The sequence below is a fragment of the Cupriavidus cauae genome (genome assembly GCF_008632125.1).
Lineage (GTDB): Bacteria > Pseudomonadota > Gammaproteobacteria > Burkholderiales > Burkholderiaceae > Cupriavidus > Cupriavidus cauae.
In genome coordinates this window covers 1-13,994 of record NZ_VWRN01000025.1, presented here as the reverse complement: position 1 = coordinate 13,994, position 13,994 = coordinate 1, and the positions used below count along the sequence as shown (strand labels likewise).

The window sequence follows — 13,994 nt, the reverse complement described above, 5'->3', positions numbered from 1 at the left end:
CGGCACGGGCAATCGATTGCAGAACGCGGATTTTATCAGGTGCTATGCTGACATCATCCGCAGGAGCCAGTCGGCCGGCTCCCGGCGCGCCGGAGCAGGACGGCTACCATCCCAACAAGGCTGACAAGGAACCACCATGCTGATCACCTTCAAGTCCCACGCGTCGCAAGACCTGATCATGATGAACGATCTCGCCGTCACGTTGCTTGGCATCATCGGCAAGCACGTCGGCGAACGCGGGGTGATCACCAAGGAAGAACTCCCCCGCGCGATCCACCGGCTCGAGGCCGCCGTGATGCAGGCCAAACAGTCGCCGGCGCAGAGCCAGCTGCCCGAGGAGCAGCGCGGCAAGGGCAGCGACTACGACGATGACGAAGAGGAGCCGCTGCACCTCGGACAGCGCGCCTATCCCTTCCTCGACATGCTGCGAGCCTCGCAGCGCGAGGGCTGCGACGTGTTGTGGGGCGTGTAGACGTCTGAGGAAATCCCGCCTCCCCCCAAAAAAACAGCCCGGCCGCTGGGGGGCGGACCGGGCACCGGACCAGGGGGGATCCGAAGGGGGGTACTGCGATATTGCGGCGTCGGGGGAGGCACCGCAATTCCTTGTCCGGCGCTGCCGATGGCTTCATCGGCAGCGCCGGCGACATTCTTGATGGCGGCATGCGCGGCCGCCGTGGTCGGCCGGGACCGTTACTCCTTGCTCAGCATGTCGGCCAGTTCGTCCGCGTGCTCCTCCTCGACCGCCAGGATCTCTTCCAGGATGCGCCGCGTGGTCGGGTCGCGCTCGCCCATGTACTGGATCATCTCGCGATAGCTCTCGATCGCGATCCGTTCGGCGATCAGGTTCTCGCGGATCATGTCCGTCAGCCCGTTGGGCGCGACATATTCCGAATGGCTGCGCGCCGACAGGCCGTCGGGCGAGAAATCCGGCTCGCCGCCCAGCTGCACGATGCGCGCGGCGATGCGGTCGGCGTGGGCCTGCTCTTCATCGGCATGGACCTTGAACTCGGCCGCGATCGGCTCGGCGTGGATGCCCTTGGCCATGAAGTGGTGGCGCCGGTAGCGCAGCACGCAGACCAGCTCGGTTGCCAGCGCTTCGTTCAGCAGCTTCAGCACGGTGGCGCGGTCCGCGTCGTAGTTCTCGGTGACCGCGCCGTCCTCGATATGTTTGCGGGCACGTGCGCGGATGGTGGCGACATCCGACAGAAAGCCCTGGGTCGGGCCCTTGCCGGCGGAGGAGGCATCGGTGCGGGAAGAGGCGGCGCCCGTGGTCTGGGTGTCCATGTATGCGGTTCTCCTGTCAGGTTGCTTTGTGGGGTTCGCGGCCGGAGGTGCGTTGCCTCCGTTGCCGTCGCTCGTTGCCGTCGCTCGTTCGCTCAGTTGCCGTCGTAGTTGCCGTCCTCGCTGCGGCGGCGGCTGCTGCCGCCCACCAGCAGCAGCGCGGCGATCGCGCCGACCGCCGCGGCGATCGCGATGGCGCGGAACGGCGACTCGGCGACGCTGTGCTGGACGCCGACGACCGCCTGGTCGACACGCTCGCGCGCACGGCTGGCGCTCTGCACCGTGGCCTCGCGGGCCTGATCGGCCAGCATGCGCGCCCGCGTCTGCAGCCGGCGGCTGGCCTGCGCGGCCTCGGACGAACCTTCGCGCGCCAGCACCTCGATCGTGTGTTCGAGGGCCGAGATCAGTCCCCTCACCTCGTCCACCACCGGCGAGGCGGCCTCGCGCGCGGCGCCGCTGGTATCGCGGGCGGCGTGGCGCAACTGGCGAACCGTGTCGCTGGCGCAATCGGCAAGATGGCGGACTTCCTTCTTCACCTTCGGATTGTGGGTCAGCATGGGACTCTCCTTAAGACGCGCGTCGGCCAACGCGCGACGCTAAGCGCCGCGCTTGGCCGACGCAATGCAGGCAACCTGGCGCAGGGCCTGGCGACGATCAGCGGGCCGTCAACGGGCCCTTGTCGGACCATCGACGGCCCTTCATCGGCCTTTCATCGGCCGATCATCGGCCCTTGCGGACCAGGCTCATGACGAAGGTCACCAGCGCCACTACCAGGAAGATGAAGAACAGGATCTTCGCGATTTCGACCGCGCCGGCAGCGATGCCGCCAAAGCCGAACACGGCGGCGACCAGGGCGATGATGAAAAAGACCAGTGCGTAGTAAAGCATGGTGAAAACTCCCCTAGTTGGATCGAACTGCCTTAGCACAACAGCGCGCGTGAGCGCGAGCGGTGATCGTCGGGTGGGCCGTCATTTGACCGACTTGAAGATCGTTACCCCAAGCACCAGGAACAGCACGAACAGAATCAGGAACAGGAAGAACAGCACCTTGGCGATGCCCGCCGCGCCCGCCGCGATGCCGGTGAAACCGAGCAGCCCCGCGACGATGGAAATCACGGCAAAGATCAGCGCCCACTTCAGCATGGTGTTTCTCCTGTTCTCGCGGCTCGGTGCTTCGGTGCGCCAGGCCATGCAAGCATGGTAGGAATCGCCACTTCGGCGAGGCACCGACCTTGCACCGATTCCCCTGTCAGCGGTTTCCTACAGGTCCCGCGCGGCGCCAGGTCTCGTGCGGCGCACCGCTTCGCCACGCCTCCGGATGTCCCGGTGGATCGGTTGACCGGGCGCAATCGTTGTGATTCCATCGGCGCAGTCACCGCGCGCGACCGCGAGCGCGCAATCCAGGAAATTCCATCATGTTGAAGCTATCGTCGTTGCGGTCCACCGTGCTGCTCGCGGGTGGCATCCTGCTCACGGTGGTCGTGCTGATCGCCTCGGAGGCCGGCAATATCCGGCTGCGCCAGGGCTACTCGCAGGTCATCCGCTCGCAGAACGTGCAGAGCGACATCAGCGCGCTGCTGGCCGAGCTGGTCAACGCCGAGGCGGGCCAGCGCGGCTACCTGCTGACCGGCAAGGAAAGCTATCTCGAGCCGTACCATCGCGCCATTCCGCGCATCAACACGCTGATGAACGACATCCGCAACCGGTTCGCCGACGACCCGGAGGCGTTGAAGCAGTTCGGCGAGGCGTCGCTGCTGATCAGCCGCAAGCTGACCGAAATGGAGCTGACGCTGATCTACGGCAAGCGCGATGTCGAGGTGGCGCTGGACCTGATCCGCACGGACTTCGGCAAGCAGACCATGGAGAAGGCGCGGCTCGGCCTGGAGACGCTGCGCGCGCGCTCGGCCGCGTCGGTATCGCGCAATCTCGAGAACGCGGACCGCGACATCAACCTGTCGCGCTATGGCATCGGCCTGCTGACCGCGATCAACATCGTGCTGCTGGTCATCGTCGGCTTCCAGCATTCGCGGCGCCTGGCGGTCTCCGAGGCCGCGCGCAGCGAGCTCGAGGAGGAAAGCGCGCGGCTGGACCGCATGGTGCGGGCGCGCACGCGGCAGCTGTCGGCGCTGGCCTCCCACCTGCAGCGCGTCACCGAGGACGAGAAGACCCGGCTGGCGCGCGAGCTGCACGACGAGCTGGGCGCGATCCTGACGGCGACCAAGCTCGACATGCACTGGATCCGCCGGCGCCTGCAGAACGACTATCCCGAGATCCAGGAAAAGATCACGCGGGTGATGCTGCATGTGGACCAGGGCATCCAGATCAAGCGCCGCCTGATCGAGGACCTGCGCCCGACCGTGCTGCTGAACCTCGGCCTGAAGGAGGCGATCGCCCAGCTGGTTGAGGAGGTGGCCACGCGCAATCACTGGGAGACCGAGGTCGAGCTGGACCCGTCCGTGCCGCCACTGCGCGACGCCGCGGCCATCGCGCTGTACCGCATCGTGCAGGAGTCGCTGACCAATGCGACCAAGTACGCCGAGGCGAGCCGCGTGTCGGTCGCGCTCACGCGTACCGACGACCATCTGCTGCTGAAGGTCAGCGACAACGGGCGCGGCCTGCCGGCCGATATCGAAACGCGCCGCACCTCCGGCCACCATGGGCTGCTGGGCATGGAGCAGCGCGTGATCGCGCTGGGCGGCACGCTGCAGATCGATTCGACGCCGGGCGCCGGCGTCACGGTCCGCGTCGAGGTGCCGCTGACCGATGCCGTGGTGGCGCCGCCGCCGTCGCTGGACGAGGCCGACGAGCCGCTGCCGCATGAGCTGCCGATCGCTGGCCCCGGGCAGACGGGATCTGCGCAGACCGGACCTGCGCAGACGGGGCCCGGGCTGACGGCGTCGACGCGGACAGAGCCGACGCAGACCGAGCCCACGCAGACGGAGCCGGCGCGGCCGGAGCCGACACCGGCGCGGCCGGCCGCGGGCGCGGACACGGGCACCGAGCCTTCGCCGGCCACCGGCCCCGCGGGGACATCCCAGCACGGGCAAGGGGCATAAAAAAAAGGAGCCTGCGAAGGCTCCTTTTTTCTGCTGGCTGCGTCGCGGCGCATTACATCTTGCGTTTGGTTTCCTCCGCCGCTCCCTGCACCTTCTCGCCGCCCCTTTCGACGTCCTTGCCGGCGCCGGCGATGGTGTTGCAACCCGTAATCAGCGTGACACCGGCAAGAGCGAACAGCGTGATCAGCTTTTTCATGACGATCTCCTTTGCTTAGCGAGGGGGTGCGGCGCGTTGCCGCGACGGGAAAAACAGTTGCTGCCCAAGGATCGGTCGATGGAGCTCAGCACGAGTCGTCGTCGCTGGCCGCCAGCCACAAGCCGTTCGTTTCGAACTCAGGACGGTGCCTGGGCGTATTCCTCGATCACGCGGAATACCTGTTCAAGCTCGAGCGACTTGTCGAAAAAATAGTCGGCTCCCGCCTCGGCGCACTGACGCCGGTAGGTGGGCACCTGCGCATGATTGGTGTAGACGATCCGGATGCCCGGCGCCTGCGCCTTCTGGATCGCCCGCAGCACGTTGATACCGTTGCCCTGACGCAATTGCAGGTCGACGATGACGACCTCATACCTGCCGCTTTCGAACAGGCGGATGGCGGTGCTTTCGGTATCCGCCCAATCGACGGTCTCGACGAAGGAGAATGCGTTCAAGTACTCCAGCAACATGCTCCGCAGGACCGCCGAGTCCTCGATCAGTAAGACCCGCAGCGTACGGTAGGGAGTTGCCGCGGCTTGATCCAACATGGTTCGATGGTAGCAATGGGGCCAGGGGCCAGGTATCCGGGTCCGTCCTACAGCACCGCCGCCGGCCCCGTCCATGCCGGGACGAACGGCGTGCCGCCTACTCGACCAGGCCGTTCTTGATCGCGTAATAGGTCAGATCGGCGTTGGTCTTCATGCCCATCTTTTCCAGGATGCGCGAGCGGTAGGTGCTGACCGTCTTGACGCTGAGGAACAGCTCGTCGGCGATCACCGAAACGGACTGTCCGCGCGAGAGCTTGCAGAAGATCTGGAATTCGCGTTTCGACAGGGTCTGGTGCAGCGGCTGGTCGGTCGGCTTCTCCAGCCCGCCGATCAGCAGCTCGGCCACGGTCGGGCTGACATAGCGCCGCCCCTGGGCCACGGTGCGGATCGCCTTGACCAGATCGTCGGGCGCGCTTTCCTTGGTCAGGTAGCCGGAGGCGCCGGCACGGATCAGATTGATCGCGTACTGGTCCTCGGGATAGGTGGACAGGATCAGCACCGGCAGGTCGGGATGACGCTGGCGGATCAGCTTCAGTACGTCGATGCCGTTGCGGTCGGGCATCGAGATGTCGAGCACCACCACGTCGAACTCGGTTTCGCGCAGGCGCGCCATCACTTCGTCGCCGCTGGCCGCTTCGCCCTCGACGCGAATATCCGGTTCGTCGGAAATGAACTGGCGCAGACCGGCACGGACGATCTGGTGATCGTCGGCGATCAGGACGCGAATCATCAAAGTTTCCCCCCTGCGATGGTATTGCCCGGACGCCGGGGCCAGGCTGTATTTGGCCTGTTGCATTGTAGTCATTACAAAGCACCGGGAATGTCGGTGTCAGGCTGACAATGTGGCGTGCCCGACGATCAGGACGTCCAGCCGACGCCCGCCCATCTCGAGGCGCTGCTCGACACCATGCCGAGCGGCCGCGGCGATCCCGCATGCCAGTCGTATTTCCTGTGGTGCCTTGCCGCCGTGCTGGCCCGGCTGTCCTCGCAGGCGTTCTTCGGCACGCACAATGATGGTCCGTTTGCGCTGAGACGCTATGCGGCGGCGTTGGGCAATGCGGCCATCCGCCTGCAGGACGACCAGCAGTCCCCCTGGCGTGCCGGCTATGTCAAGCAGCTTCTTTCGAAGTACTGCACCGACGAGCTGACGAAGAAGCAGATGTATCCCGACCTGGCCGCCGCGGCGAGGAGGAATGACGGCTTCCGCTCGATACTCGCTACGGTGTGGCCACCGAACTGGGGCCACCTTCTGTGAGCAGTGGGCCAATAGCGGGCCGACAACGGAAAAGGGGCGGAGATCCCGGATCGCCGCCCCTGGCTTGCGCGGCGGCTCGCCGCCGCGCATCGATGCGCCCCTGCGGGCGATCGGCTTACTGGACCTTCGCCGACGCACCCGCGCCGACGGTGGCCGAGGTGCCGCCAGTCGCGCCACCGACCAGGCCGCCCACCTTGCCCGCGGTACCGCTGACCGTGTCGCCGACGGCGCCGACCGTCTTGTCGGCGGTGCCTTCGACCGCGCCGACGGTGTCCTTGGCCTTGCTCTTGGTCTTGCCATGCGCGTCGTGGGCCTTCGACTTCGCCTTGCCGCCGGCGGTGGCGGCACGATCCTTGGCGCTCTTGCGGGTGTCGTCGATTTCGCCGGCCTTGTCGTTCAGGCCGGCCTTGACGCCGGTATCCATGTTCGCGCGGCTTCCTGCCACTTCAGCGCCCGCATTCACACCGGCATTGGCGCCGGCAGACGGCGCCGTCGCCGTCGGGGCGGTCAGCGAGCCGGCGGCGCCGCCGGTCGCACCGGCTTGCGTACCTTGCGCCATGGCCAGCGACGAGGCGGCGGCGATCGACAGGGCGGACAGCGAGATCAGCAGTTTCTTCATGGAGTACTCCTTTCGAATGACTGTGCGGCGAGGCTTTCGCCGCGGGTTGTCGCCTGGAGAGCGAGTCCTCAGTCTAGGGAGCACCCCACTGCGATGCTGTGAGGAGATGTAATGCGCTGTAAGGAGTCGTGAGCCGGCGCAAAGGCCGTCAAACCCGCGGCCGCGGCGACTTTCGCCAGTCCCGTCAACGACTTGCGGCGGCGCGCCGCCGGTTGAAGGCCGCGGCGGCGGCGGCGCGGCTTCGCAACACGTTACAGGTTCGGCGCCAGCGCCCGCTCCATCGCCGCGCGGTCCTCGTGCCGGCGCGCGATCATGTCGTCGAGCTGGTCCTGGCCGATCTTGCCGACCGAGAAGTAGGTCGCCTCGGGATGCGCCAGATAGAAGCCGCTGACCGAGGCCGCCGGCGTCATCGCCAGCGCATCGGTCAGGCCCATGCCGATCTCGCCGGCATCGAGCACCTGGAACATCGGGCCCTTGACGGTGTGCTCGGGGCAGGCGGGATAACCGGGCGCGGGCCGGATGCCGCGATAGGCTTCCGCGATCAACTGCTCGTTGTCGAGCGATTCGTCGGCGGCGTAGCCCCACAGGTCCCGCCGCACGCGCGCGTGCAGGCATTCCGCGAAGGCCTCGGCGAGGCGGTCGGCCAGCGCCTTCAGCATGATCGCGCTGTAGTCATCGTGGTCGGCCTCGAACTGGGCCTCCTTCTTGTCGACGCCGATGCCGGCGGTCACCGCGAACAGGCCGATATAGTCGGCGATGCCGCTCTCCTTCGGCGCGACGAAGTCGGCCAGGCACCGGTTCGGCCGGCGCACGCCGTCGACCACCGGGCGTTCGCTCTGCTGGCGCAGGTTGTGCCAGGTCAGCGCGACCTGGCTGCGGCTCTCGTCGGTGTAGATCTCGATGTCGTCGTCGTTGACGGTATTGGCCGGCAGCAGCGCGATCACGCCGTTGGCGGTCAGCCAGCGGCCCTGGATCAGCCGCGCCAGCATCGCCTTGCCGTCGGAGAACACGCGGCGCGCCGACTCGCCGACGATCTCGTCGTTCAGGATCGCGGGGAATTTGCCGGCCAGGTCCCAGGTCTGGAAAAACGGCGCCCAGTCGATGTAGTTGGCGAGCTCGGCCAGGTCGTAGTTGCGGAACACGCGGCGGCCGATGAATTTCGGTTTCGGCGGCACGTAGCCGCTCCAGTCGATCGGCGTCTTGTTCTTGCGGGCCTCGGCCAGCGTCACCATCGGCACGGCCTTCTTGTTGGCATGCTGGGTGCGGATGCGCTCGTAGTCGGCGCGCAGCTCGTCCAGGTAGCGCGTAGCGCCCTCGTCGGACAGCAGGCTCGAGGCCACGCTGACCGAGCGCGAGGCGTCGGGCACGTAGACCACCGGTCCTTCGTAGTTCGGCGCGATCTTGACCGCGGTGTGCACGCGCGAGGTGGTCGCGCCGCCGATCAGCAGCGGAATCTTCTTGACGCGGAAATAGTCGTCGCGCTGCATCTCGGAGGCGACGTAGGCCATCTCCTCGAGCGACGGCGTGATCAGGCCGGACAGGCCGATGATGTCGGCGCCCTCGACCTTGGCCTTGGCCAGGATCTCGTTGCACGGGACCATCACGCCCATGTTGACGACCTCGAAGTTGTTGCACTGGAGCACCACCGACACGATGTTCTTGCCGATGTCGTGCACGTCGCCCTTGACCGTGGCGATCACGATCTTGCCGCGCGCGCGCACGTCGCCGCCGGCCTCGGCCAGCAGGCGCTTTTCCTCCTCGATGAAGGGCAGCAGATGCGCCACCGCCTGCTTCATCACGCGCGCGCTCTTGACCACCTGCGGCAGGAACATCTTGCCGGCGCCGAACAGGTCGCCGACGATGTTCATGCCGTCCATCAGCGGGCCCTCGATGACCTCGATCGGGCGGCCGCCGCGCGCGGCGATCTGCTGGCGCGCTTCCTCGGTGTCCTCGACGATGAAGGTGGTGATGCCGTGGACCAGCGCATGCGCGAGGCGGTCGGCCACCGGCACCGGCTTCTCCGGCGTGCCGCGCCATTCGAGGTTCTCCTCGCGCTTCGCGCCGCCGCCCTTGTAGCGGTCGGCGATCTCCAGCAGGCGGTCGGTCGCGTCGGCACGGCGGTTCAGCACCACGTCCTCGACCCGCTCGCGCAGCTCGGCGTCGAGCTGATCGTAGACGCCGAGCTGGCCGGCATTGACGATCCCCATGTCCATGCCGGCGGCGATCGCGTGGTACAGGAACACCGTGTGGATCGCCTCGCGCACCACGTCGTTGCCGCGGAACGAGAACGAGACGTTGGACACCCCGCCGCTGACCTTGGCGTAGGGCAGGTTCTGCTTGATCCAGCGGGTCGCCTCGATGAAGTCGACCGCGTAATTGTTGTGTTCCTCGATGCCGGTCGCGACCGCGAAGATGTTCGGATCGAAGATGATGTCCTCGGGCGGAAAGCCGACCTCGTTGACCAGGATGTCGTAGCTGCGCTTGCAGATCTGCGTCTTGCGCGCGAACGTGTCGGCCTGGCCCTGCTCGTCGAAGGCCATCACCACGGCCGCCGCGCCGTAGCGGCGGATCAGCGTGGCGTGGTGGCGGAACTGCTCCTCGCCTTCCTTCAGCGAGATCGAGTTGACCACGGCCTTGCCCTGCACGCATTGCAGGCCGGCCTCGATCACCTCCCACTTCGACGAATCGATCATGATCGGCACGCGCGCGATATCGGGCTCGGACGCGATCAGATTCAGGAAGCGCACCATCGCCGCCTTGGAGTCGAGCATCGCCTCGTCCATGTTGACGTCGATGATCTGCGCGCCGTTCTCGACCTGCTGGCGCGCGACCGCCAGCGCCTCGTCGAACTGGCCGTTCAGGATCATCCGGGCGAAGGCCTTGGAGCCGGTGACGTTGGTGCGCTCCCCGACGTTGACGAACAGGCTGCCCTCGCCAAGCGTGAACGGCTCCAGGCCGGACAGGCGCATCGGACGAGCGGGACGGGTATCGGTAGACATGGCGGACTCAGGTTCGGGATCGGATGCACGGCGCGCCGGGGACGGATTCGTGCGGCGGCGCGCCGGTGATGCGTGGCGTGGGCGTGGGCGGCGGGGCGGCCGGTCAGGCCGCGTCCGCTTCGTCGCGATACTGGCCGGGCCAGGCGCGCGGCTTGCGGTTGGCGACGCGCTGCGCGATCGCGGCGATATGCTCGGGCGTGGTGCCGCAGCAGCCGCCGACCAGGTTGACCAGCCCGGACGCGGCGAACTCGTCCACCAGCGACGAGGTGACATCCGGCGTCTCGTCGAAGCCGGTGTCGCTCATCGGGTTCGGCAGCCCCGCGTTCGGATAGCACGAGATCGCGGTATCGCACAGCTTGGCCAGCTCGGCGATATAGGGCCGCATCAGCGTCGCGCCCAGCGCGCAGTTCAGGCCGAACGTGATCGGGCGCGCGTGGCGCAGGCTGTTCCAGAAGGCCTCGACGGTCTGGCCCGACAGGATGCGGCCGGAGGCGTCGGTGACGGTGCCCGAGATCATCACCGGCAGGCGTTCGCCGGTGTCCTCGAACAGCTGGTCGATGGCGAACAGCGCGGCCTTGGCGTTGAGCGTGTCGAAAATGGTCTCGACCAGGAACACGTCGGCGCCGCCTTCCAGCAGGCCCTTGCCCTGCTCGTAGTACGAATCGCGCAGCTCCTCGAAGCTGACGTTGCGCGCGCCCGGATCGTTGACGTCCGGCGAGATGCTGGCGGTCTTCGGCGTCGGACCGAAGGCGCCGGCGACGAAGCGCGGCCGCTCGGGCGTGCTGTAGCGATCGCAGACCTCGCGCGCCAGGCGGGCGGCGGCCACGTTCATCTCGTAGGCCAGGTCCGCCATCTTGTAGTCCTCCTGCGCGACGCGCGTCGCACCGAAGGTGTTGGTCTCGATGATGTCGGCGCCGGCCGCCAGGTATTGCTCGTGGATTTCGCGGATTACCGCCGGGCGGGTCAGCAGCAGCAGCTCGTTGTTGCCCTTGACGTCGACCGGATGCGCGGCGAAACGCTCGCCGCGATATTCGGCCTCGCCCAGCTTGTAGCGCTGGATCATGGTGCCCATCGCGCCGTCCAGGACCAGGATGCGCTCGCGCAGCAGCCGCGGCAGTTGCGCGGCGCGGGTGTACGGCCGGGCCGGGGGACCGGCCTGCGGGCCCGCGTGCGCGCCTGCCTGCAGACCTGCCTTTGCGCCCGGTGCGATGGCAGACGCTGTGCCGGACGATTCGATGGATGCAGCGCTCATGGCTTCACTGGCCTCGGTGATGCTGGAAAAGTGGTCGATTTTATCAGTTACGGCACCTTGCCGCCCCGGCTTGCCCGGGCCTACACTCGGGCAGATCGCCCCCCTACCCGACCCCCGACGACACCGCATGCAACATCTTGCCCCGCGCGAGGCCCAGGCCCTGCTGGCCGAGCACCCCGACGCCCTGTTCATCGACTGCCGCAGCGAGATGGAATACCTGTTCGTCGGCCACCCGACCGGCGCCCTCAACGTGCCGTGGAACGACGGCCCGGACTGGGAGGTCAACCCGCACTTCGTGCAGGCGGTCAAGAAGCTGGCCGGGCAGGCGTCGGCGCGGCCGGTACTGCTGATCTGCCGCAGCGGCAACCGCTCGACCGCGGCCGCGCAGGCGCTCGAAGGCGCCGGCTTTACCACCGTCTACAACGTGCTGCACGGCTTCGAGGGCGATCTCGACGCGCAGCGGCACCGCAATACCGTCAACGGCTGGCGCTTCGAAGGGCTGCCGTGGGAGCAGTACTGAGGCATAAAAAAACCCGCGCCATGGCGCGGGCTTTCTGCGGCGGCGGTGCGTCGTCAGTGCATCGCCAGCGAGTGCGTCATCACCGTATCGAACTTGCCAAGAAATTCGTCCACCTCTTCCACGGACGGTTCGGTCTCGATCAGACGTTGCACATCGGCGCGAAAATGCTCGGCCAGCTGGCCGCCAAGGAAGATCTCGCGCTTCATGTTCTTGTCGACGATCTCGTAACCGCCGGAGGCAAGAGGGGCATGCTCGACGTCGGCACCGAACTCCACGATGCAGTAGTTGTCGCTGTTATAAATCATTTGCATGGCGCACCTCCGGGCTATGGGACGGACGGAAGGTTTGTTGATTCTTGCGTCAGCCGGTGGGAGCGCCGGCTTCCTTCCGCGATTTCACCTCCAAGCTGAGGGCATGAAGACGCTTTTCAAGCGCATGCCTCGCTGGGCGCTGGCGTGGTGCCCGATGCCGTAGCGCCCGCTCATCAGGTTGGAGTCGCCCCCAAGGCGGCAAGTTCGGTTTCCCCAACGAAAAGAGGGTTTGTCCTACGAAGCGCTTGCCGATCGCCTACGCGGGCCGGCCTGGCTCAAGGGGTATCGCACTGCGCCCCGCAGGCCGCCTTGACCAGGAAAGCGTCGAGAAGCGCATGAAACCGCTCCGGCTGCTCGATCGGGGACAGATGGGCGGCGTCCGGCAGCACCTCGAACTGGGCGGCCGGAATGCCGTCCGCAATGGCCCTGGACTCGGCGACCGGACAGCCCTGGTCCTGGTCGCCGACCACCACCAGCGTCGGGCAATGGATGCGCGCCAGCGCATCGGCCTGGTCGAAACCGAGGATCGCCAGGCAGGCGCCGACATAGCCGCGAACGGGCGTGGCCAGCACCATCTGGCGGATCCGTTCGACCTGTTGCGCATGCGCGGCACGGTACGGCGCGGTCAGCCAGCGCTGAAGCGTCGCATCAAGCACTCCCGCCATCCCGTGCGCCTCCACCTGGCCGATGCGCTCATGCCACATCGGATGGGCCTGGCGCGGGGTGCGGCAGACGGTGTCGACCAGCGTCAGCGAGTGCAGCCGCTCGGGATAGCGCACCGCAAACGTCTGGCCGATCATGCCGCCTAGCGAAAGTCCGATGAAGTGCGCCTGCGGCACGTCCAGGCCGTCCATCAGGGCGACCACGTCGTCGGCCATGCGCAGCATCGAATACGGCCCCACGGGCGCGTCGCTGCGGCCGTGGCCGCGCAGGTCGAAGCGCAACACCCGATAGCGCGGCGCCAGATGGGCCGCGGTGGCGTCCCACAGCGTGTGGTCGCAGGCCAGCCCGTGGCACAGCACGACCCATGGGCCTTCGGTGCCGTCGATGCGGGCCTGCAGCGTCACGTCGCCGACGATCACGCGGTGTGTCTCGGAGGCGGGCGGCTGGGCGGCTGGACTGGAAGCGGGCGCCGCCCCCTGGGCGTGGGCTGGCGCGGTGGCAGGCGTGGCGGTGGGCGGCAAGGTGTCGGTCATCGTGTCCTCCTGTCGGGGTCGGTGGGCGGCGACGCATCGCACGGGAGCGTCGCGGCGGCCACGCCGCTCGGCTCCGATCCTTCCAGACTAGGGCTCGGCGCCGCGCAGTACCAGATCGATCTGCGTGCCGTCGGGCTCGGTCTGCCGCAGTTTGACCGGCATCCAGCCCACCGATTCCGCCAGCCAGACCTCGACGCGGCGGCGGTCGTCGGCCCGGCGCGGCAGGCGGATGAAATGCTTGGCGCGCACGAAGCCCGCGCCGGTCTCGATGTCCTCCTCGCCGACATACTGGACGCGCATCGGCTCGAGATCGCTGGTGTCGGCGACCTGGAACGTCTCGGTGGCGCCCGGCGCGGCATAGCGCTGCGGGTTGCCGCGCACCAGGCCGACCAGTTGCAGGAAGACGCTGAAGCGGTCCTGCGCGCCCTCGGGCAGCGGCGCCTGGCCGCCGCGCGACTCGAACACGACGGCGCCGGTCGCGCGGTCGAAGCGCGTCACCTGGCTGCGCTTGCGGCGTTCCTCGACGTAGCGCTCTGGCGCCAGCCCCTGCTCGCCCAGCGCCCCGGTACTGTGGAAGGCGAACCGGAACCACAGCATGCGGGTTTCGACCGACAGCTGATAGCGCCCGCCCCCGTGCTGCCAGCGGATGGTGCCGTCGGGGTTCTCGACCCCGTTGACGAAACTGGCGTAGCGCAGCGTTGCCGACGGCGGCGGCGCGTAGCGCAGCGCATCGGCCGGCGCCGGCGCCGGTGCGGAACCCGGAC

The 13,994-nt window shown here is 67.5% G+C and carries 17 protein-coding genes; 4 read left to right on the top strand and 13 right to left on the bottom strand.

The window, feature by feature from the left end; genetic code table 11:
* Positions 1-136: 136 nt before the first annotated feature.
* Positions 137-472, top strand: coding sequence for a DUF1840 domain-containing protein (locus F1599_RS08135; protein WP_149317308.1), 336 nt, complete (start codon positions 137-139; stop codon positions 470-472).
* A gap of 218 nt (positions 473-690) precedes the next feature.
* Here the strand turns inward: F1599_RS08135 and F1599_RS08130 are convergent, their stop codons facing one another.
* The 4 genes from F1599_RS08130 to F1599_RS08115 all read right to left on the bottom strand — a co-directional run bounded on the left by F1599_RS08130 (position 691) and on the right by F1599_RS08115 (position 2,424).
* Positions 691-1,284: a ferritin-like domain-containing protein gene (locus F1599_RS08130; RefSeq protein WP_006579440.1), complete on the bottom strand. Its 594-nt coding sequence runs from the start codon at positions 1,282-1,284 to the stop codon at positions 691-693.
* A gap of 92 nt (positions 1,285-1,376) precedes the next feature.
* Positions 1,377-1,838, bottom strand: coding sequence for a glycine zipper domain-containing protein (locus tag F1599_RS08125; RefSeq protein WP_149317309.1), 462 nt, complete (start codon positions 1,836-1,838; stop codon positions 1,377-1,379).
* Between the two features lie 163 nt (positions 1,839-2,001).
* The gene (locus tag F1599_RS08120; RefSeq protein WP_006579618.1) at positions 2,002-2,169 is read right to left on the bottom strand and encodes a DUF1328 domain-containing protein; all 168 of its coding nucleotides are present in this window, start codon (positions 2,167-2,169) and stop codon (positions 2,002-2,004) included.
* An 81-nt stretch (positions 2,170-2,250) separates the two neighbouring features.
* Positions 2,251-2,424, bottom strand: a complete 174-nt coding sequence (locus tag F1599_RS08115; protein ID WP_006579617.1) for a DUF1328 family protein — start codon at positions 2,422-2,424, stop codon at positions 2,251-2,253.
* A gap of 272 nt (positions 2,425-2,696) precedes the next feature.
* Between F1599_RS08115 and F1599_RS08110 the strand changes: the two genes are divergently transcribed.
* The gene (locus F1599_RS08110) at positions 2,697-4,337 is read left to right on the top strand and encodes a CHASE3 domain-containing protein (RefSeq protein WP_150082718.1); all 1,641 of its coding nucleotides are present in this window, start codon (positions 2,697-2,699) and stop codon (positions 4,335-4,337) included.
* Positions 4,338-4,389: 52 nt separating this feature from the next.
* Here F1599_RS08110 and F1599_RS08105 read toward each other — a convergent pair whose 3' ends face one another.
* The 3 genes from F1599_RS08105 to F1599_RS08095 form a co-directional block, all read right to left on the bottom strand.
* Positions 4,390-4,533 (bottom strand): entericidin A/B family lipoprotein, encoded by a 144-nt coding sequence (locus F1599_RS08105; RefSeq protein WP_150082717.1) that lies wholly within the window; start codon positions 4,531-4,533, stop codon positions 4,390-4,392.
* Between the two features lie 137 nt (positions 4,534-4,670).
* A complete protein-coding gene (locus tag F1599_RS08100; protein ID WP_023263511.1) occupies positions 4,671-5,078 on the bottom strand; it encodes a response regulator in 408 nt (135 codons plus the stop codon).
* Positions 5,079-5,175: 97 nt separating this feature from the next.
* Positions 5,176-5,808 carry a response regulator gene (locus tag F1599_RS08095; RefSeq protein ID WP_006579377.1) on the bottom strand — a complete coding sequence of 211 codons (633 nt, stop codon included), beginning with the start codon at positions 5,806-5,808 and terminating at the stop codon, positions 5,176-5,178.
* Between the two features lie 117 nt (positions 5,809-5,925).
* Between F1599_RS08095 and F1599_RS08090 the strand changes: the two genes are divergently transcribed.
* On the top strand, positions 5,926-6,333 hold the full coding sequence (locus F1599_RS08090) for a hypothetical protein (protein WP_150082716.1): 408 nt from the start codon (positions 5,926-5,928) through the stop codon (positions 6,331-6,333).
* Between the two features lie 115 nt (positions 6,334-6,448).
* On the opposite strand, the gene F1599_RS08085 is transcribed toward F1599_RS08090, so the two are convergent.
* The 3 genes from F1599_RS08085 to F1599_RS08075 all read right to left on the bottom strand — a co-directional run bounded on the left by F1599_RS08085 (position 6,449) and on the right by F1599_RS08075 (position 11,203).
* Positions 6,449-6,952 carry a hypothetical protein gene (locus tag F1599_RS08085; RefSeq protein WP_150082715.1) on the bottom strand — a complete coding sequence of 168 codons (504 nt, stop codon included), beginning with the start codon at positions 6,950-6,952 and terminating at the stop codon, positions 6,449-6,451.
* A gap of 251 nt (positions 6,953-7,203) precedes the next feature.
* Positions 7,204-9,951, bottom strand: coding sequence for a methionine synthase (metH, locus tag F1599_RS08080; protein ID WP_150082714.1), 2,748 nt, complete (start codon positions 9,949-9,951; stop codon positions 7,204-7,206).
* Positions 9,952-10,054: 103 nt separating this feature from the next.
* A complete protein-coding gene (locus tag F1599_RS08075) occupies positions 10,055-11,203 on the bottom strand; it encodes a homocysteine S-methyltransferase family protein (RefSeq protein WP_223819529.1) in 1,149 nt (382 codons plus the stop codon).
* Between the two features lie 127 nt (positions 11,204-11,330).
* Between F1599_RS08075 and F1599_RS08070 the strand changes: the two genes are divergently transcribed.
* Complete coding sequence (locus F1599_RS08070; RefSeq protein WP_149317314.1) at positions 11,331-11,723, top strand: rhodanese-like domain-containing protein; 393 nt, start codon at positions 11,331-11,333, stop codon at positions 11,721-11,723.
* Positions 11,724-11,776: 53 nt separating this feature from the next.
* Here the strand turns inward: F1599_RS08070 and F1599_RS08065 are convergent, their stop codons facing one another.
* The 3 genes from F1599_RS08065 to F1599_RS08055 form a co-directional block, all read right to left on the bottom strand.
* Positions 11,777-12,034, bottom strand: a complete 258-nt coding sequence (locus tag F1599_RS08065; RefSeq protein ID WP_149317315.1) for a BTH_I0359 family protein — start codon at positions 12,032-12,034, stop codon at positions 11,777-11,779.
* Between the two features lie 275 nt (positions 12,035-12,309).
* Positions 12,310-13,116 carry a 3-oxoadipate enol-lactonase gene (gene pcaD, locus F1599_RS08060; RefSeq protein ID WP_149317602.1) on the bottom strand — a complete coding sequence of 269 codons (807 nt, stop codon included), beginning with the start codon at positions 13,114-13,116 and terminating at the stop codon, positions 12,310-12,312.
* 201 nt (positions 13,117-13,317) lie between these two features.
* The coding region (locus F1599_RS08055; RefSeq protein WP_223819528.1) for a DUF3108 domain-containing protein at positions 13,318-13,994 on the bottom strand (677 nt) is incomplete at its 5' end.

What these genes read in the sequence shown, in the direction of transcription:
- F1599_RS08100 (WP_023263511.1), bottom strand. Translation starts at nt 5,078, where the DNA reads ATGTTGGATCAAGCCGCGGCAACTCCCTACCGTACGCTGCGGGTCTTA.
- F1599_RS08125 (WP_149317309.1), bottom strand. Translation starts at nt 1,838, where the DNA reads ATGCTGACCCACAATCCGAAGGTGAAGAAGGAAGTCCGCCATCTTGCC.
- F1599_RS08115 (WP_006579617.1), bottom strand. Translation starts at nt 2,424, where the DNA reads ATGCTGAAGTGGGCGCTGATCTTTGCCGTGATTTCCATCGTCGCGGGG.
- F1599_RS08110 (WP_150082718.1), top strand. Translation starts at nt 2,697, where the DNA reads ATGTTGAAGCTATCGTCGTTGCGGTCCACCGTGCTGCTCGCGGGTGGC.
- F1599_RS08095 (WP_006579377.1), bottom strand. Translation starts at nt 5,808, where the DNA reads ATGATTCGCGTCCTGATCGCCGACGATCACCAGATCGTCCGTGCCGGT.
- F1599_RS08135 (WP_149317308.1), top strand. Translation starts at nt 137, where the DNA reads ATGCTGATCACCTTCAAGTCCCACGCGTCGCAAGACCTGATCATGATG.
- F1599_RS08075 (WP_223819529.1), bottom strand. Translation starts at nt 11,203, where the DNA reads ATGAGCGCTGCATCCATCGAATCGTCCGGCACAGCGTCTGCCATCGCA.
- F1599_RS08120 (WP_006579618.1), bottom strand. Translation starts at nt 2,169, where the DNA reads ATGCTTTACTACGCACTGGTCTTTTTCATCATCGCCCTGGTCGCCGCC.
- metH (WP_150082714.1), bottom strand. Translation starts at nt 9,951, where the DNA reads ATGTCTACCGATACCCGTCCCGCTCGTCCGATGCGCCTGTCCGGCCTG.
- F1599_RS08065 (WP_149317315.1), bottom strand. Translation starts at nt 12,034, where the DNA reads ATGCAAATGATTTATAACAGCGACAACTACTGCATCGTGGAGTTCGGT.
- F1599_RS08070 (WP_149317314.1), top strand. Translation starts at nt 11,331, where the DNA reads ATGCAACATCTTGCCCCGCGCGAGGCCCAGGCCCTGCTGGCCGAGCAC.
- F1599_RS08085 (WP_150082715.1), bottom strand. Translation starts at nt 6,952, where the DNA reads ATGAAGAAACTGCTGATCTCGCTGTCCGCCCTGTCGATCGCCGCCGCC.
- F1599_RS08130 (WP_006579440.1), bottom strand. Translation starts at nt 1,284, where the DNA reads ATGGACACCCAGACCACGGGCGCCGCCTCTTCCCGCACCGATGCCTCC.
- F1599_RS08105 (WP_150082717.1), bottom strand. Translation starts at nt 4,533, where the DNA reads ATGAAAAAGCTGATCACGCTGTTCGCTCTTGCCGGTGTCACGCTGATT.